Annotated in this window: 17 protein-coding genes; 6 read left to right on the top strand and 11 right to left on the bottom strand. The window is 56.0% G+C overall.

The features are described from left to right. Positions 1-28: 28 nt before the first annotated feature. Positions 29-412, top strand: coding sequence for a DUF2750 domain-containing protein (locus TH4_RS07415; protein WP_167351204.1), 384 nt, complete (start codon positions 29-31; stop codon positions 410-412). Positions 413-508: 96 nt separating this feature from the next. Further along, complete coding sequence (cysQ, locus tag TH4_RS07410) at positions 509-1324, top strand: 3'(2'),5'-bisphosphate nucleotidase CysQ (protein WP_064780531.1); 816 nt, start codon at positions 509-511, stop codon at positions 1322-1324. Here the strand turns inward: cysQ and TH4_RS20625 are convergent. Both TH4_RS20625 and TH4_RS07400 read right to left on the bottom strand, forming a co-directional pair. Beyond that, on the bottom strand, positions 1308-1481 hold the full coding sequence (locus tag TH4_RS20625) for a hypothetical protein (protein ID WP_157097717.1): 174 nt from the start codon (positions 1479-1481) through the stop codon (positions 1308-1310). The two genes, cysQ and TH4_RS20625, sit on opposite strands and share 17 nt — an antisense overlap. Positions 1482-1652: 171 nt before the next feature. Then, a complete protein-coding gene (locus TH4_RS07400; RefSeq protein WP_064780529.1) occupies positions 1653-2819 on the bottom strand; it encodes an MFS transporter in 1167 nt (388 codons plus the stop codon). Positions 2820-3089: 270 nt separating this feature from the next. On the opposite strand from TH4_RS07400, the gene TH4_RS07395 reads away from it, so the two are divergent. The 3 genes from TH4_RS07395 to TH4_RS07385 all read left to right on the top strand — a co-directional run bounded on the left by TH4_RS07395 (position 3090) and on the right by TH4_RS07385 (position 6322). Then, positions 3090-4085, top strand: a complete 996-nt coding sequence (locus TH4_RS07395) for an L-threonylcarbamoyladenylate synthase (protein WP_064780991.1) — start codon at positions 3090-3092, stop codon at positions 4083-4085. 12 nt (positions 4086-4097) lie between these two features. After that, positions 4098-5510 carry an FAD-binding oxidoreductase gene (locus tag TH4_RS07390; protein ID WP_064780528.1) on the top strand — a complete coding sequence of 471 codons (1413 nt, stop codon included), beginning with the start codon at positions 4098-4100 and terminating at the stop codon, positions 5508-5510. Positions 5511-5572: 62 nt separating this feature from the next. Beyond that, on the top strand, positions 5573-6322 hold the full coding sequence (locus TH4_RS07385) for a DUF4336 domain-containing protein (RefSeq protein WP_064780990.1): 750 nt from the start codon (positions 5573-5575) through the stop codon (positions 6320-6322). Between the two features lie 14 nt (positions 6323-6336). Here TH4_RS07385 and TH4_RS07380 read toward each other — a convergent pair whose 3' ends face one another. The 8 genes from TH4_RS07380 to TH4_RS07340 all read right to left on the bottom strand — a co-directional run bounded on the left by TH4_RS07380 (position 6337) and on the right by TH4_RS07340 (position 14520). Beyond that, a complete protein-coding gene (locus tag TH4_RS07380) occupies positions 6337-7254 on the bottom strand; it encodes a DMT family transporter (RefSeq protein WP_064780527.1) in 918 nt (305 codons plus the stop codon). A 178-nt stretch (positions 7255-7432) separates the two neighbouring features. Continuing rightward, positions 7433-8284, bottom strand: a complete 852-nt coding sequence (locus TH4_RS07375) for a 5'-nucleotidase, lipoprotein e(P4) family (RefSeq protein ID WP_064780526.1) — start codon at positions 8282-8284, stop codon at positions 7433-7435. A gap of 171 nt (positions 8285-8455) precedes the next feature. Next, complete coding sequence (locus TH4_RS07370; RefSeq protein ID WP_064780525.1) at positions 8456-8770, bottom strand: acylphosphatase; 315 nt, start codon at positions 8768-8770, stop codon at positions 8456-8458. Positions 8771-8809: 39 nt separating this feature from the next. Next, on the bottom strand, positions 8810-9193 hold the full coding sequence (locus TH4_RS07365) for a DUF1244 domain-containing protein (protein WP_209272174.1): 384 nt from the start codon (positions 9191-9193) through the stop codon (positions 8810-8812). Continuing rightward, positions 9186-9920: an HAD family hydrolase gene (locus TH4_RS07360; RefSeq protein ID WP_008892220.1), complete on the bottom strand. Its 735-nt coding sequence runs from the start codon at positions 9918-9920 to the stop codon at positions 9186-9188. The genes TH4_RS07365 and TH4_RS07360 overlap by 8 nt, the downstream gene beginning before the upstream one ends. A 281-nt stretch (positions 9921-10201) precedes the next feature. Further along, on the bottom strand, positions 10202-10885 hold the full coding sequence (locus TH4_RS07350; RefSeq protein WP_157097716.1) for a hypothetical protein: 684 nt from the start codon (positions 10883-10885) through the stop codon (positions 10202-10204). An 80-nt stretch (positions 10886-10965) separates the two neighbouring features. Continuing rightward, positions 10966-12966: an acetyl-CoA carboxylase biotin carboxylase subunit gene (gene accC / locus TH4_RS07345; protein ID WP_064780522.1), complete on the bottom strand. Its 2001-nt coding sequence runs from the start codon at positions 12964-12966 to the stop codon at positions 10966-10968. 21 nt (positions 12967-12987) lie between these two features. Next, entirely contained in the window at positions 12988-14520 is a 1533-nt protein-coding gene (locus TH4_RS07340; protein ID WP_063087055.1) for an acyl-CoA carboxylase subunit beta, read from the bottom strand. Positions 14521-14883: 363 nt separating this feature from the next. On the opposite strand from TH4_RS07340, the gene TH4_RS07335 reads away from it, so the two are divergent. Further along, positions 14884-15849, top strand: coding sequence for an ABC transporter ATP-binding protein (locus tag TH4_RS07335; RefSeq protein ID WP_064780521.1), 966 nt, complete (start codon positions 14884-14886; stop codon positions 15847-15849). 25 nt (positions 15850-15874) lie between these two features. Here the strand turns inward: TH4_RS07335 and TH4_RS07330 are convergent, their stop codons facing one another. Further along, positions 15875-18064 (bottom strand): diguanylate cyclase domain-containing protein, encoded by a 2190-nt coding sequence (locus TH4_RS07330; RefSeq protein WP_064780520.1) that lies wholly within the window; start codon positions 18062-18064, stop codon positions 15875-15877. Positions 18065-18305: the final 241 nt, after the last annotated feature.

The following is an 18305-nucleotide window of genomic DNA, read 5'->3' as shown; positions in this document are numbered from 1 at the left end:
GCTTTTGGAACCAACAGGATTAAAGATGATGGCAAGCAGCACACAGATTGACACGCGCTACGCCGACTTCATTCACGAAGTCGCCGAATGGGAAGGCGTTTGGGCGCTTTATCATAATGGCTGGTTGCTGCAAACAACCGCGACCGGTGAGAAATACTGCCCGATCTTTGCCACCCGCGATGAAGCCAAAAGCTTTGCCGCCAGCATCCAGAGCGACCATGTCCCAAGTGCGATCACGCTGGTTGAACTGACCGAAAGCGTGATGATGCAATGGCGCGCCGAAGAGGTCATGGCCGGCATCTGCCCGACCCCGGCCAAACCAGCCATCGTGGTCAGCCTTGACCAGCTGAGCGATGATATCATGGCAGCGCTTAAGGACGTCATGGACGAACGGTTTGGCACGCAAAGCTGAAAACAGGTACGCGTTACAAGGCCGGACTGGACGTTACGGGCAAAATTCCCTATTCCCGTGGGATAGTTGATTTTTACCCCGAGAAACGAGATTGCCATGACCGTTGCCCTGCCCGCCAATGCCGATGCCCTTGAAAACGGACTGATTGAAATTGCCCGCAAGGCCGGGGCGGCGATGATGGAAATCTATCAGACCGATTTCGAAGTCCGGTCCAAGGATGACGCCAGCCCGGTGACCGAGGCCGACGAAGCGGCAGAGGCCGTGATCCTGCCGGGGCTTCGCGCACTTACCCCCGATATCAAAATCGTGTCCGAGGAAAGTGCCGCCAAGGGCGATGTGCCCGATGTGAACGGGGAGACCGATTTCTTCTGGCTGGTGGATCCGCTGGATGGCACCAAGGAATTCATCAAACGCAATGGCGAGTTCACGGTCAATGTGGCCCTGATTGCCAAGGGAAAACCGGTTCTGGGCGTGGTTTATGCCCCGGCAATCGACAAGCTTTATTACGGCGGGCCGGATGGTGCGAAACTGATCGAAGGCGACGTTGCCCCCAAAATCACCGCGATTTCTGTGCGCGAGATGCCCGAAGACGGCGTTGTCGTTGTCGGGTCACGTTCGCACGGCGATCCGGAGGCGATGAAGGCCTTTCTGGGCGATCTTGCGGTCAAGGAACTGCGCCCGGCGGGAAGCTCGCTCAAGCTTTGTCTGGTCGCGGCGGGTGAAGCCGATCTTTATCCCCGCCTTGGCCCGACCATGGAATGGGACATCGGCGCCGGTCATGCGGTTCTGGCGGCGGCAGGCGGTATGGTTGAAAATATGGACGGATCAGGATTCGTTTATGGCAAGGCCGATTTCCGCAACCCGTTCTTCATCGCGCGCAGCCCGAGCGTGCCGGTCAAATACGAGAACTGATCCTTCGCAGAGCGGGATCAAAAGCAAATTTCAAAGCCGCATCAGCAGCTTGCCCATCCCGCGCTGCAACAGTGATCAAATCGGCATTTTTCGGGAAAGCTTGAAACTGCTCCACCCCGCAGTTTTCTTGACTTTCAGGACGTTTTGCGCTATCCATTCCTTATCGCCACACAGAGTGTAGGTGACGTAAATAGCCGCCGGAATCACGGCGACGCGGTCCGATTTCACCACCGCGGGGCGAAACCGGGCTAGAGCGTAAATTGGAGCCGCCATTTTCATGGCGGCTCTGCGCTTTTTGGGGTGGTGTTTAATTGCCGAAGCCCCGTAGCTAGCTCTGACGGCGCAGCATCAAAAGCCCGATCGACAGCCCCGCAGCACCCAGCACCAAAACAGGCAAGGCCCAGCTTCCGACCATCACCAGAAGCGATGTCCCCGCCGACGGACCAACAATCGCGCCTAGCGTATAGCTTTGCGAGACAATCACCAGCACGCCGACCTGATATCCCTGCCCGCGTCCGCTGGCGGCAATCAGGACAGCCGCGGTATAAAGCCCGGCGACAGCAACGCCCAACATGAACTGGATGGACGCGGCAATCACGCCATATCCGGCCACTGCCATTGGCACAGCCCCGATCAAAAGCAGCCCGAAACACAGAGAGGCCAGTTTGGTTGGCCCGGCCTTGTCGGAGATATAACCCACCAGCGGCTGACACACGGTTCCACCGAAGACAAATACCGCCGCCATCCATAAACCGGCATCGGCAAGCCCGGTATCGCGTTGGGCCTGAAGCGGTAAAACCGACAAAAAGCAGATTTCAACGAAGCCTGCGACCAGGGCGATGACCACCAGATCCCAGTTATCCGTCCAGCGCCGCAATGCGGCCCCGGCCCCCTTGCCGGTCGACGCCATTTCGATGGTCGGCAGGAAAAACGCACAGACAAGCGCAATCACGCCTGCCAACACCGCCAGACCTGACATGGCAAAGGCATCATTACCCAACCAGCCGATCAGGATAGGGCCAAGAACAATCCCCAGCCCCATCAGGGTTTCGTGAAACCCGACAACACGACCGACCTTGTCGCGGGGTGCCAGTTGCACTATCAGCCCGTCACAGATCACCCAGCGCAGGATCAGGCCGACACCGGCAAACAGTGTTGCCGGCAGAACCCAAACCGATTGCGGCGCATACATCACAACCGCAATCAAAAGACAGAATGACGCGCTGCTGATCAAAAGCGGGATCACGGGATGGGTCTTGCGAAGGATGGCGGCGACAAAAAATCCGCCAACCAGATCGGCAATCCAGTACAGCGACAGCATCATGCCGCCATGTTGTTCGCCCAGCCCCGCATTGGTCAGCGCCAATGGCAACAAGGTATCAATCACCCCGATCTGGATCACTTGCGACACAAAGGAGGCAAGATTGACCAAGGCAAGCGACATCGCTGTTGCAGGCGGGATTGATGTTGATTTTAAAAACAGTCTGGCTGGCATGAAAGGCCCTCCTTGCGATGCATGGCACCGTTCGGGGACCTGACACGGGTGTCTGGCGACAGGTCGAAAATCGGATTTGCAGGCCTTGACACTCACCAAGTGCGAACCGCGTTTTTGTCGCAGTTCTTCCTGTCGGAGGCCACGTTAATTCGAAGCAGCAGAGCTTTCAATCCACATTCGCGCAATTTGCGGTTGTCGATGTTGCAGCTTGTCATTCGGGGTCATCATCGCTAGGTATCTCATAGCGCTATATTTTTCATGGAATGCTTGATGTCCCCGGCTTTGACCATCCGTCCCTATTCCGAAGGTGCCCTTAGTCAGGCGGCAGCGAAGCTGCGCGCCGGTGAGCTGGTGGCCTTTCCGACCGAGACGGTCTATGGGCTGGGCGCGGATGCGACCAATGCCGATGCGGTGGCGGGGATTTATGCCGCCAAAAAACGGCCAAGCTTTAATCCGCTGATCAGCCATTTCCCCGACCGCGATGCCGCCGCCAAACATGCGGTGTTTGATGCGCGGGCCGATAAGCTGGCCGCGGCGTTTTGGCCGGGTGCGTTGACATTGGTTCTGCCGCGCCAGGCAAACAGCGATGTTTGTGATCTGGTCACAGCCGGTCTTCCCAGCATTGCCGTGCGGGTGCCGGCCCATCCGATGGCGCGTGAATTGTTGCGTGCGGTGGGTCGCCCGGTGGCCGCCCCGTCCGCCAACCGGTCTGGCAAGATCAGCCCGACCACAGCCGCCCATGTTGCGCAGTCGCTGGGTAATGCGATTGGCATGATTTTGGATGGTGGACCGTGTGGTGTCGGGCTTGAAAGCACGGTGATTGACCTGACCACGGATCGGGTGGTGATGCTGCGCCCCGGCGGGGTGACGGCCGATCAGGTTTCGGAACTGCTGGGTACGGATGTTGTCATGGCAGAGTCCGATGATACCGCACCCAAAAGCCCCGGCATGATGACCAGCCATTATGCGCCGGGCCTGCCCGTGCGGCTTGACGCCACCACTGCCGATCCGGCGAAATATGGCCATGAGGTTTTGCTCGGCTTTGGCGATTGCAATACCAAGGGATTTGATGCGGTGTTGTGGCTTTCGAAATCGGGCGATGATATCGAGGCCGCCGCCAACCTGTTTGCCAAGCTGCATGAAGCCGATCAGAGCCACTTTGCCGGGATTGCGATTGCACCGATCCCCGATAACGGATTGGGCATTGCGATCAATGACCGCCTGAAACGCGCAAGCGCCCCGCGCGCGACGCATGACGGCAAGTAAGGGAACAACACCATGTCGTTCCTGCCAGAAGCCGCACTTGATGAATTAAAGGACCTGCTGGGCCCCAAAGGGTTCAGCATGGAAAGCGATGTGCTGGCAGCCCACAATGCCGAGGCGCGCGGCAAGTTTGAAGGCCATGCCGAGATCATCCTGTTTCCGGCCAGCACAGAGGAAGTCGCCAAGGCAGTTGCCATTTGTGCCGCACATGACATCGCGATTGTGCCACAGGGTGGCAACACCGGGCGGTGCGGCGGGGCGGTTGCCGATAGCAAACAGGTTCTGATCAACCTTAAGCGCATGAACCGCGTCATCGAGATTGACGGGCGTGATTTTACCGCAACTGTCGAAGCCGGTGCGATCCTGCAAAACATTCAGGAAGCCGCAGAGAAGCAGGATTTGCTTTTCCCGCTGTCGCTGGGTGCCGAGGGGACCTGCCAGATCGGTGGCAACCTTGCCACCAATGCCGGGGGATTGAACGTTATTCGATACGGCAATGCGCGCGATCTTTGCCTTGGGCTTGAGGTCGTGTTGCCCGATGGCACGGTGTGGAATGGTTTGTCCAAGCTTCGCAAGGACAATACCGGTTATGACCTGCGCGATCTGTTTATCGGCGCGGAAGGCACGCTTGGCATTATCACCAAGGCGACGCTAAAGCTTTTTGCCCAGCCAAAACACATCGCCACCGCCTGGATTGCCGTGCCGTCGCCGGAATGTGCGATTGACTTGCTTGCACTCGCGCGCCGCCATACCGGCGATGCGATTGCGGCGTTTGAGTTGATCAGCAGTTTTGCGCATGATCTGTCGGTGACCTATTTGAAGGGCCTGACGCGGCCGCTTGCGACCAAGACAAACTGGCATGTCTTGATCGAGCTGACATCGTCGCGCCCGAAGGATGATCTGGAAACACTTCTGGTCGATCTGTTGGCGCAGGCAGTTGAGATCGGGCTTGCGACGGATGCGACCCTTGCCCAGTCCGAGGCCCAGCGTAAAAACCTGTGGGCGATCCGCGAAGGCATCCCCGAGGCGCAAGGATATGAAGGCGGATCGATCAAGCATGATGTATCCGTGCCGGTTTCAAAGGTTGCCGAGCTTTTGAAACGCGGCATGGTGCGTGCGGATGCGCTGATACCCGGCATTCGTCCCTGCCCGTTTGGCCATGTGGGTGATGGCAACATCCATTTCAACTTCACCCAGCCTGCGACCATGGACAAGCAAGCCTATCTTGCGCAGTGGGAAAGCCTGAACAGCGTCATTCACGACATTGTTGTCGAGCTTGGCGGATCGATCAGTGCGGAGCACGGCATCGGGCAGCTTAAGCGCGATGAGCTTGCGCATTATGCCAGTGTGGAAAAACTGAAATTGCTGCACGCCATCAAGGCGGCAATTGATCCAGATGGCAGGCTTAATCCGGGCAAGGTTGTATAATCGCCGCTACCGCCACCCCGCCCGTACCTGCGTCCCCCGCCTTATAGATGGAAGACCGCCTCATGTTCTCTGTCGAAACCTATGCCCCGCTTGATCACGCCAAACCGATTGCCGAGAATGTCTGGATCTTTGATGGTCCGGTGATCGGGTTTCGGTATGCCGGGCTTAAACTGCCCTTCCCGACCCGGATGACGGTTATCCGACTTCAAAGCGGCAAACTGCTTGTCCATTCGCCGATCCGGCTGAATGAAACTCTTAAGGCCGAGGTCGATGCGCTGGGCGAGGTTGCCTATCTGATTGCGCCCAACACCATCCATTATGCCGGTGTACCCGACTGGCAAAAGGCCTATCCGGATGCAAAGGCGTTCTGTGCGCCCGGTGTGATCAAACGCGCCAAGTCGGTCGGGATTGCGGTCAATTTTGATGCGGAACTTGCCGATACGCCGGAGTCTGAGTGGGACGGTGAGATCGAACAAGTTTTGGTACGGGGCAGCTATTTGAACGAGGCGGTGTTTTTCCATCCCGCGTCCAAAACCCTGATCCTGACCGACCTGATCGAAAACTTTGAAGCCCCTAAAATCAAAAGCCCGATCTGGCGGTTTATGGTCAGGCTGTTTGGCACCATGGACCCGCATGGCAGCACGCCACGCGACATGCGCCTGACCTTTGCCGGGTATAAGGAGGCCCTACGCAAGGCGGTCCTGACCATGATAGGCTGGAAGCCGGACTATGTCGTTCTGGCGCATGGGCGGTGTTACGACACCAATGCGGTGGCGGAGCTTAAACGCGCCTTTTCCTGGGTTCTGAAGTAACCGGAAGTCTGATTTTACTGCCGAAGGGCCATGATCCCCGCCCCGACAATCAGGACAATACCGACGAGCGACAAGGCATCAGGGGTTTCGGCAAAGAAGACCACACCCCAGACAAACGAAAACCCGACATAGGCAAAATCAAACGTGCCGATCATGGCGGGCGGGCCGTTTTGATAGGCAATGGCCGCCCCGATGCTGCCAATCAGGATGGAGGCCGCAAGGATCGCCATGGTGCCCAAACTGGTCAGGGTCATGGTGCTCCAGGGGGCAAGAAGGAAGCCATCGCGCATGTCATCAGACAGCAGGCTGATCACCAGCGCAGCAATGGCCCCGACCGCAACAAAGGCGATGTTCAGCGCAAGCGAAAGCTTGATCGGATGTTCGTCCCGGCATTTGGTGCGGGTCAAGATCATCGCCACCGCATACAGCATGGCCGCGAACAGCGGCAGCAATGCATAACCATTAAAGTTTCCGGCATCCGGACGCAGAATAAACAACACGCCCGCAAAGCCGATGATGACGGCAAGCCAACCGGTTCTACTGATTTTGGTTCGGGTCGTGACGGCGCTGAATAGTGTGATGAAAATCGGCAAGGTGTAATAGGTTGCCGCCGCCACAGACAGGGTCAGATGCGGCAGGGACAGATAATAGCAAACCCACATCACCACCAGCAGAAGGCTGCGCAACGTGGTCCAGCCAAAAGCATGGCCAAGGCGCAAGGCCGACGGGGATCGAATGGCGAGATAGCCCAACAGAAAGGGAATGGCGATTGCCGATCTGACGACGAATATTTGCCAGATGACGAACTGGCTGCTCGATTGCTTGATCAGCGCATCGCCCAGTGACAGGGCGAAAACGGTAAAAATGATCGTTCCGACAGCCAGTGGGACACGATCACGGTGCGGGGTGGCGGCGTTGGCAGTCGCTTTCATAACATCCTGCGTGGTGGCGCGTGGTGACGCATGGTGGCGCGTGCAAAGCGGTTAAAGCCTGATGCATGACCCTAACACCATTACACGGCAAAGATGAACCCCGGAGGTCGCGCAGAAGGTTAGATATAAAAAAGGCGCCCCGGTCGGGACGCCCTTTAACGTAAGCACGCGGCAGGGATTACTCGGCCGGGCCTGCCCACGGGGTCATGGCATTTAGTTTGTCCTGACGGCGTTCGTCGCCCGACTTGCCCCAGTCGCCACCGAAGGCGGCAGATTCCCACGAGCCGTAGCTCGGGTTGGGCAGCATGAACCAGCGTTCGCCCCAGTAATTGCCGTATTTTTCCATGACTTCGAGACGTTCAGCGATCGAGCCATCAATCTCGTCGGTGAAGTCACCAAAGTTGTCACCAAACTGCATGATCACACGGTAGTCTTCGGCGACAGCAGCCCGGCGCGGGGTTTTGTTCGAGCCCCATTCTTCGACTTCGCCGCGCAGCATGACATGCTTTTCATCCGCATAGGGGAAGCCATATTTCTTGAGGTTTTCGATGGTGGGTTCTTCTTCCGGTGCCTTGCGGTTCGAGACATAGAAGACTTCAACACCGCGGGCGGCAGCCGCCTTGGTGAATTCCAGCGCGCCCGGGGTCGGGGTGGAAATCATATCGTGCACAAAGGCCGCCCAGGTTTTGGAGCTGTAATGGGTTTTGTCGGTGACAACCCATGCCTGATAGGCGGAGTTATCCAGAACGGTTTCATCCACGTCCAGAATGACAGCCGGCGGCTTGGTCATATAGTTGCCGTCCTGCTCGAGCGCTGCGGTCCAGCTGTGATCGCCAATGGCAGCATCAAGCAAACGGGTCGCCCCGGCATAGACCGACATAGCGGTCGTTTTGTATTCGACCGAGGTCTGCAGCCACAGCGTGCCGTTCAGGCCGTCATTCTGTTCCGGCTCTGCCTGTGCGCCGAACGCGCAAAGCGCACTGGTCGCAACAATGGCAGCAACGCCAAATGATTTTGCGATAAAGGTCATGTGTAGTCTCCCTGTTGATTTCCCGACGCATTGCGTCTGACCATGCAGTCAGGATTTCATAACCATGCCACCGCAGTGCGATAAAGAAAAAGCCTTTTTCCAGAATCAATTGGAAAAAGGCTTTTGCAATCGGTTTAACAAAGCCGCCAATGACTTGACGCATAGTCTGTTTCAGGCGGTTGGGCGCTTCTCGAACGTGGCAAACCCGTCTTCAAGTGCTGGTTCTTCGTGAATGCGATCAACGCGCGCATGGGTCGGGCCTTCATGGCAGGCGGTGATCATGGATTGCACCCCCTTGGCCGGACCGCAAAAGACCGCCTCGACCGAGCCATCATTGCGATTGCGCACCCAGCCGGTCAGATCGCGTTTACGGGCTTCTTCGACGGTCCAGGCGCGATACCACACACCCTGCACCCGGCCTTCGATCCGGGCATGGACGGCGATGTTGCCATCCCCCGTTGACGGGTCGGGGCTTGTATCGGTCATGATCGGGCCTCCTCCCTTGTCGATGGTTTTATCCCGGGCTTATTTCGCGCCGGGGATCTTGGCATGCAGATGGGCGGTGTCCTGAAACTTTTGTTTCTGTTCATCAGATGCCGGTGCCTGATGGTTATCCTTCCAGGCGTCATAGGTCATGCCATAGACGACTTCACGCGCCCCATCATAATCTATGGCGACACCATGTTCGCGGGCAGCTGCCAGATACCATTTGGCGAGGCAATTGCGGCAGAAGCCGGCAAGGTTCATCAGATCGATATTCTGAACATCCTTGCGATCTTGAAGGTGCATCACAAGGCCACGAAAGGCAGCGGCTTCGAGTTCGAGCTTGGTTTGCGGATCAAGATCGGCCGCCGGGCCGTTGGCCAAAACGGCCTCGGTGGACATTTCAGAACCGGCGCAATCAGACATGTTCCATACTCCCGCTGGTCTTTTGGTTTTCGAGTTTCTCGATAATCCCGGGCACGTGGGCAATGCTTTCGGCCGTGATGACCTTGTCATTGTCGATCTCGGTCTGATCGACCATTTCATGCACCCAGGTGATTTCATAGGGAATGTGGATCGCGGTCGCGCCGCACGCAAGGACCGGCAGAATATCGGATTTCATCGAATTGCCGATCATGATCGCTTCCTCGGGATCAACGCCATAGCGGCCAAAGATGTTGCGATAGGTAAGCGGATCCTTTTCCGAGACAATCTCGATCCCGTCAAACAGGTCCTCGAACCCGGAGCGATCAATCTTGAGCTGCTGGGCAATCAGATCGCCCTTGGTGATCAGGACTACCTTGTAATTCGGGTGCTTGGCATACTGTTTCAGCACGTCTTCGGCCCCGTCAATGATCCGGGTGGGCGCACGCAGCATGGATTTGCCGGTTTCGGCCAGTTTATGGATGTCCTCGGCGCTGATTTTACGATCAGACAGTTCGATCGCCGTTTCAATCATCGACAGGGTAAAGCCCGTCACGCCATAGCCATAGATGGAAAGGTTGGCCAACTCGGCCTGATAGAGACGATCATCAACCAGCTCGGGATCAACATAATGTCCCAGCATTTCGCGAAGCTGCACATGGGCTTGGCGGAAAAGTGGCTCGTTGTGCCACAGGGTATCGTCGCCATCAAAAGCAATCAGCTTGTACATTCTTAAGCCTCGTTTCTTGTTATTGGATGGCCGCAGGCACGTTCAATGCGTTGGCAGTCAACCTCGATGTTCACAGGGTATTACGGCCTCAATTCACGACCATATGGCAGTGCAAACGCCCCGTAAAGCCCCGTTATCTGTATTTAATATGCGTGAAACGGATCGGAAAGACCTTGAAAACACAAGTGTTTGAACAGGTTAAAGAAAAGGCGCTGCCGACATAACCGGACAGCGCCATATTTGGAGTATTCAACTTCTGATCTAGGCTTCAACAATCTTGCCTACGCCAAGCGGATTGGAGAATTTAGCGTGTTTGGACCAACCTTCGCCTCTCCATCCTCACTTAGGTTCACAACCCTTAACAAACTCAACAGTCCAGGCCAGCGAGCCATTTCACCGCCACCTCGAGGCTCTTCTTCGTGTTTCCAAGCTTTCGGATGGCACCAAAAATGCACTGCATGGATACCGCTCTCCATTGCAATGTTGAGTGCGTTCTGCACAACCTCAAGGTATTCTTCTTCGGTAAATTCTGCTGAGACAGGTACTCTAGGCATTACAAACGTCAAACTCGCTTGCAAGTCAGCACCTTGATTCTTGCATGCATCAAGATCACCCTCCAAGAACCAACCTTTGATCGTGCCATCTCTAGTACCTGGCACAAGCAGCCGCTGCTTTGCTTCTATCTCCACAGTTCGTTGTCCCCGTTTTTGACAGATGTACAGATCACAACGGCCGTCGTTCTCTTCTTCCCCCACGTACTTTTTCGTCACGTACTCTTCCATAGAAATCAAACCGCACTGCCAGCATGCAGCTTGAAGGAACGAAATGGTTGCTCGTTCGTTGAAGTAGTGAGGTAACTCTTCCCAATCGAAGACGTTCCCGTACTGGTCCAAGTTTTCTGAAAACTGCTCAAAAGCAGGTTTCAGAAAGTCCAACTCCTTTGAGAAGCGCGATACCTTATGCACAATTTCCCTCCTAAATAGAAACACCGCGACACATTTAACACATGTCGCGGCGAAGATGTCTCGAATATAAGAGGAGCCAGCTATTCGTCTTTTTCGAACTCGATGATGATGGCATCGACCGAGAGGTTTGCCCCCTGCTCGGCATGGATCTTTTTGACGACACCCTTGCTTTCGCATTTAAGGACGTTTTCCATTTTCATGGCTTCAAGGATGCAGAGCTCCTCGCCCGGCTGGACGGTCTGGCCTTCTTCGACCGAGACCTTGACCAGCAAGCCCGGCATTGGCGAGAGCAGGAAGTTCGACATGTCTGGCGGGGCCTTGAACGGCATCAGTTTTTGCAATTCCGCGACGCGTGGCAGCATGACCTTGAAGCTGCGCTGAATGCCGTTGGCGGCGAGTTTGTAGCCCACCCCTTCGACGTCGATCTGCACGCAGACCGGCGCACCGTCGATTTCACCGACAAACAGCGGATCGCCGATTTTCCAATCCGAGACCACGCCATAGCTGCGATCCCCGATGGCGACGATGTAATCGCCGTTAACACCATCGAACTCGATATCGAACGGGGTGTGTTCATCCCCGCAGACGGCGACCCAGCTTTCGGCGATTTCAAGCGGATGGTCACTGACCTGACCGGTGATGCCGGCATTGCGTTCAGCGTGGCGTTGATTGATGTAGGCCGCGACCACGATCAGGGTTGCCGGATCGTCGTTGGGCAGATCATCGGCCGAGAAACCATCAGGGTATTCTTCGGCGATGAAGTTGGTGGTGATGTTGCCATCCTGGAAGCGTTTGTTGGCCATGACAGCGGCCAAGAACGGGATGTTATGCGAAATGCCGCGGATGTAATAGGCATCAAGCGCACGGCGCATTTCACCAATCGCCTGATCGCGGTTTTCACCATAGGTGATCAGTTTTGCGACCATCGGGTCATAGAACATCGAAATCTCGCCGCCTTCATAAACGCCGGTATCGACACGTACGGTGTCAGACTCTTCTGGCGGCTGATAGCGCACCAGACGCCCGGTCGAAGGCAGGAATTCACGGAAGGGGTCCTCGGCATAGACGCGGGTTTCCATCGCCCAGCCGGTCAGTTTGACGTCATCCTGCTTGAGCGTCAGCTTCTCGCCATCGGCGATCTTGATCATCCATTCGACAAGGTCCTGACCGGTGACAAGTTCGGTCACCGGGTGTTCGACCTGAAGGCGGGTGTTCATTTCAAGGAAGTAGAAGTTCTTGTCCTTATCGACGATGAATTCCACGGTGCCTGCCGAGCAGTAATCCACCGCACGCGCCAGTGCCACGGCCTGTTCGCCCATTGCCTTGCGGGTGGCGGGATCGATGAACGGTGACGGGGCTTCTTCAACGACCTTTTGATGGCGACGCTGAATGGAGCATTCGCGTTCGCCAAGATAGATCGCGTTGCCGTGTTTATCGGCCAGCACCTGAATTTCGATATGGCGCGGTTCTTCGACGAATTTTTCGACAAAGACACGGTCATCGCCAAAGGAACTTGCGGCCTCGGACGTGGCACGTTCGAAGCCTTCGCGGCATTCGGCGTCATTACGCGCAATCCGCATGCCCTTGCCGCCGCCGCCAGCGGATGCCTTGAGCATCACCGGATAGCCGATCTCGTTGGCGATCTTGATCGCCTCGGCGGTGTCCTTGATCACGCCCATATAGCCCGGAACGGTCGAAACACCGGCGTCGGCGGCGATTTTCTTGGACGTGATCTTGTCACCCATGGCGGCAATCGCACCATTCGGCGGGCCGATGAAGGCAATACCGACGGCATCAAGTGCCTTGGCGAAGGCCTGGTTTTCCGACAGGAAGCCGTAGCCAGGATGGACAGCCTCGGCCCCGGTGGATTTGCAGGCCTCGATGATGTTTTCGATAATCAGATAGGACTGGTTGGATGGTGCCGGACCAATACGAACGGCCTCGTCGGCCATCTGGACATGAAGGGCGGCCTTGTCGGCATCGGAATAGACCGCAACGGTTTTGATGCCCATTTTGCGGGCTGATTTGATCACACGGCAGGCGATTTCACCGCGGTTGGCAATCAGGATCTTGCTGAACATTTTTCTGTCTCCCAATTTGTCTTACAGCGGAATGTTGCCGTGTTTCTTTTCAGGGTTCTTGATGTCCTTGTTGCGCAGCATGCCAAGCGCCTTGCAGACGCGGCGGCGTGTGCCATGCGGCATGATGACATCATCAATGAACCCCTTGCGGCCCGCGACAAACGGGTTGGCGAATTTTTCGCGGTATTCCTCGGTGCGGGCTTCGATCTTTGCCGGATTATCCATATCCGCGCGGAAGATGATTTCCACCGCGCCTTTTGGCCCCATCACCGCAATTTCGGCGGTCGGCCAGGCATAGTTGACATCCCCGCGCAGATGTTTCGATGACATCACGTCATAGGCGCCGCCATAGGCCTTGCGGGTAATGACGGTGACCTTGGGCACGGTGGCCTCGGCATAGGCATACAGCAGTTTCGCACCGTGTTTGATGATGCCGCCATATTCCTGTGCGGTGCCCGGCATGAAGCCCGGCACATCGACAAAGGTGACAATCGGAATGTTGTAGGCATCGCAGAAGCGCACGAAGCGCGCGGCCTTTTTGGAGCTGTCGATATCAAGGCAGCCGGCAAGGACCATCGGCTGGTTGGCGACGACACCGACCGTGCGGCCATCCATGCGCGCCATGCCGATAATGATGTTTTTGGCGTAGTCGGCCTGAATTTCAAAGAAGTCACCCTCGTCGACGATCTTGGTGATCAGTTCCTTCATGTCATAGGGCATGTTGGGGTTTTCTGGCACCAGGGTATCGAGCGAGAAGTCATCACGATTGATCGGATCTTCGCACAGGCGTGCTGGCGGGTCTTCCTTGTTGCACAGTGGCAGGAAGTCCATGAAACGACGGGTCTGAAGCAACAGATCCACATCATTGTCAAAGGCGAGATCAGCAACACCCGAAACACTGGTGTGGGTCGATGCCCCGCCCAGCTGTTCGTGGGTGACTTCCTCGTGGGTGACGGTTTTGACCACATCGGGCCCCGTCACGAACATATAGGAGCTGTCCTTGACCATGAAGATGAAGTCGGTCATGGCCGGGCTGTAAACAGCACCGCCGGCACATGGCCCCATGATCAGGGAAATTTGCGGGATAACGCCAGATGCCTCGACATTGCGCTGGAAGACATCGGCATAGCCGGCAAGACTTTCGACACCTTCCTGAATCCGCGCCCCGCCCGAATCATTAAGCCCGATCACCGGCGCGCCGACCTTCATCGCCTGATCCATGATCTTGGCGATCTTGCGCGCATGTGCGCCCGAAAGGGCGCCACCGAAAACGGTGAAATCCTGAGAGAATACAAAGACCAGACGGCCATTTATCGTGCCATGCCCGGTGACGACACCGTCGCCAGGAATGCGGTTTTCGGTCATGCCGAAATCGACGCAATCATGTTCGACAAACATGTCCCATTCTTCGAAGGAGCCTTCGTCAAGCAGCACATCAAGGCGTTCACGCGCGGTGAGCTTGCCCTTGGCATGCTGATTATCAATGCGGCGCTGGCCGCCGCCCATGGCAGCTTCGGCGCGCTTCGCTTCGAGTTTGGCGACAATATCCTGCATGTTGCGTTTTCCTTGCTGTGGTCGGCCTTCTGGCACTTTTCGGCCCGGTATGCGCGTCTGGAGAATGAAATAGCATTATTCGGTACTGGAATGCCAATTATTTTTGCTGTTCTGACAGAGCTCCAGAATAGCCCCTAAACACCTGATTTCCCTAACGTCATTTCGATATATCCGCGCAGGCTGGACTAAAGTCTAGAGCAGCATGTCCGCCCGACTTATCCGCCCATCCCCGCCGCTGGATCATTTTGATGCGCAAGGCGTTGGCATTATGGTGCACAGTGCAATCGTCCCTGATCCGGGGCACCCAGAACACGTACACCAAGCATACCTTTATCGCCCTCGTCACCACAATCGATTGAGCCCATGTTTAAATTCAGCCCGCGCAATCCGGAAAAAACCGGCGACGACCGCCCTGCTAGCTCCCTGTGGGGGTATGTCTGGCGCATGAGTGGCTGGCATCAGGTTGTGGTGTGCAGCCTTGCGGTGCTGGTCGCCGCCCTTGGCATTGCACCGATTGAGCTGCAACGCCGGATTGTCGATAACGCCATCACACCACAGGACTTTGATCTTTTGATCACGCTGGCGGCCCTTTATCTGGGGCTGATTATCGTCCATGGCGGGATCAAGTTTGTGCTTCGGATTTACGAAGGGTGGCTGAGTGAAAGTGCGATCCAGTATAACCGCAAGCACTTAACGCGCCTGCACGCCCATAACGAGGCCGGCAGCCAGGATGAAAGCAACGGGCGCGCGGTTTCGATTATCGGGTCCGAGATCGAAAAGCTTGGCGGGTTTGTCGGCGATGGCCTGTCACAGCCGGTGGTCAATAGCGGCATGCTGATCTTTGGCCTTGGCTATATGATCAGTGTCGAGCCGATGATTGGCCTGATCGGGGTGATCGCCCTGATCCCGCAGGTCGCCCTTGTCCCGGTCATTCAGAAACGCATCAATGCGCTTATTGAAGCACGGGTTGAGAAGATGCGCGATGTCAGTGACGAGCTTTCGGAAATGTCGACCGACAAGGATGATGACGAACAGCTTCGCCCGATCAACAAGGGCATCACGGCATTGTTTGACAACCGCATGCAGCTTTTCATTCTGAAGTTCGGCATGAAGTCGCTGATCAATCTTTTGAATGCGCTGGCACCGATTTGCGTGCTGTTTGTTGGCGGTTACCTTGTGATTCAGGGCCAGACATCGGTCGGTATTATCGTCGCCTTCATTTCAGGGTTTGATCGGATGTCATCGCCGATGCGTGAATTGCTGTCCTATTACCGGGTGGCCGCACAGGCAGCCGTGCAGCACAAGATGATCGCGAAGTGGATGCAGTAACCCTGCGAACGCCCGCCAATCTTACCTAGCAGTCCTGATTTTGCGGGTTCAGGGCGTATCGGCCGCACAGTTCCCGATCAAGCGCGCCGCATTCGTTGCAGCCGCCTTCGACATAGAAGCAAAAACGGTTACGCCCGCAATTCTTGGCGCGATAAAGCGCCTTGTCGGCATCGCGATAGATTGAGTCCGGCGTTCCGTTATGATCGGCACAGGTCGAGATGCCGATACTGATGCCAACATGGACTTCGTTGCCATCAATGATCAGGGGACGTGACACTTCCTCGATAATCCGTTGGGCCGGAATGGCAGCATCGCGGACATCATCCATCAATGGCAGGACCACGGCGAATTCATCGCCGCCAAGACGGGCGACGACGTCGGCTTCGCGGCAATTGCGTTTGATGATTTCGGCAACTTCAACCAGAAGCTTGTCCCCGACCGGATGGCCAAACGTGTCATTCACTTGTTTGAAGCGATCAAGATCAAGCAGCAGCAAAACGATGCTTTTTTCAAAGCGCCGGTTGATCTGAATGATCTGCGACAGCATTGAATTGAACTGATAACGATTGGACAGACCGGTCAGCTGATCGGTCTGGGCAAGCCTGCGAATTTCGGCTTCGACCGCCTTGGTCGGCGTGATATCGGCATGGGTGCCCGACATGCGCAGCGGATTGTCATCCGCATCCCATTCGACGACCTTGCCGCGATCAAGAACCCATACCCAACTGCCATCCTTGTGGCGCATCCGGCATTCGCACTGATAGTGATCGGTTTCGCCGCGGAAGGTGCGTTGCAAGGCGGCCTCGGACTTTTCGAGGTCTTCGGGATGGCAATATGCCAGCCATGTATCAATGCTTATGGGACCAAGTTCGTCGAGCGTGTAGCCGATGATTTCGGCCCAGCGCTCGTTAAACCGGGTTTCGCCGGTCTGAACGTTCCATTCCCATGTGCCAGCGCTGGTACCCCAGATGATTTCATCAAGACGCTGGCGTTCCTCGGCCAGTTTGCGGTTGGCATCCTTGAGCATGCGTTCGTAATGTTCGCGCTCGGTAATATCGACATTGGTGGTGTGAATGTATTTGCGTTCATGCAGCTCTATCAGGCCGGCATGCACCTGCATCTTGCGGATTTCGCCATTCCCCAGGCGATGCTGAACAACAAATGACAACGCGCCATGTTCGAGAACCGCACTGACATGCCTGTGCAAGGACGGTGCGCCATCGACATCAAGGTCCGGGATCGTCCGACCAACAAGACCGCCATCGGCAAAACCATAAAGCTCTTCTGCTGCGCGGCTGGCATCAACAATCCGGCCATCTGCCGGATCGACCAGAATGTTGATCGCGGTTGTGTTGCTAAACATCTGACGGTACAGCAGTTCACGTTCGCGGAAAGCGACCTCGGCCTGTTTGACATCGTTAATATCGGCAAATGAAACGATGACGCCGTCAAAGGTGCCGGTCTGTTCATTATGCAGGGGTTCTGCATTAACCCGGATCCAGGCAAATTCGCCATTGGGGCGATTGACCCCCAGCACAACACCATATTCGCGTTCACCGGTTGCAAGCACCCTTTTGCCGGGAAGCTCATCGCGGGTCAGCGGTACACCATCTTCGCGCACAAAGGTGCACGGCGTTTCGGGCACGGTCTTTCGGCAAAGTTCGTCGCCCGTGAGACCAAGAATCTCAAGCGCAGTATTATTGAATTCAACCACCATACCGGCGGCGTCATAGACAACCACCCCCTCGGCGAGGGAGTTAAGAAGGCGCTTGTGCAGATTACCGCCCTTTTGCAGCGTGTGACTGGTGCCATCCGATGACGACAAGGTTTGCGCCGCGTAAAGACGGGTCAAGCATCCCGACGTCACAACTTCGCCATTGGCCAACTCGTGGATCGTCGCGCAATCTTCGACCGTGATCCAATTGCCATCCTTATGGCGCAAGCGGAAGGTAAGCCGCCGGTTGGCATCATTTGAGGTCTGTTGATTGCGGTGCTGCGCGTAGATCAAAGCATCATCGGGATGAAGCAAGGACACCCAACCCTGTGTGCGATCAAAGTCGCTGTCTTTCGGATCGTAGCCAAGCAATTCAAAAACGCCTGCGCCGAAATAGTTCCGTGACGGGGTCTTGCGGAAAAACTCATAGAGAACCGGCACCGCACCAGCAGCGCAAGCGTCAGTTCCTGTCTGTTTGGTCAAGTTTACCGACAAATTCATCCCGTCGCCGTACTGGCGTCTCCTTCAGGAAACCAAAGTAACCGATACTAATGTATAGGTATCGTTTTATACCTATTGAAAATTGATGCAAAGCAGATTCTGCAGCGAAGACGCGAAATCGTTTTCCCGAACGAGCTAACTTATTGAACTGAAGCCCCGGATCGGCAATCCCTTCAAAAGTAGAACACCGATAAACAAGGCTCTGGCATGCACAGGAAACAGGCATAAAAAAAGGAGCAGT

It is taken from the genome of Thalassospira tepidiphila MCCC 1A03514, assembly GCF_001662875.1.
GTDB classification, from domain to species: Bacteria; Pseudomonadota; Alphaproteobacteria; order Rhodospirillales; family Thalassospiraceae; genus Thalassospira; species Thalassospira tepidiphila.
Note: the sequence above shows the minus strand (reverse complement) of the source record. Positions and strands in the feature narration are given on the sequence as shown.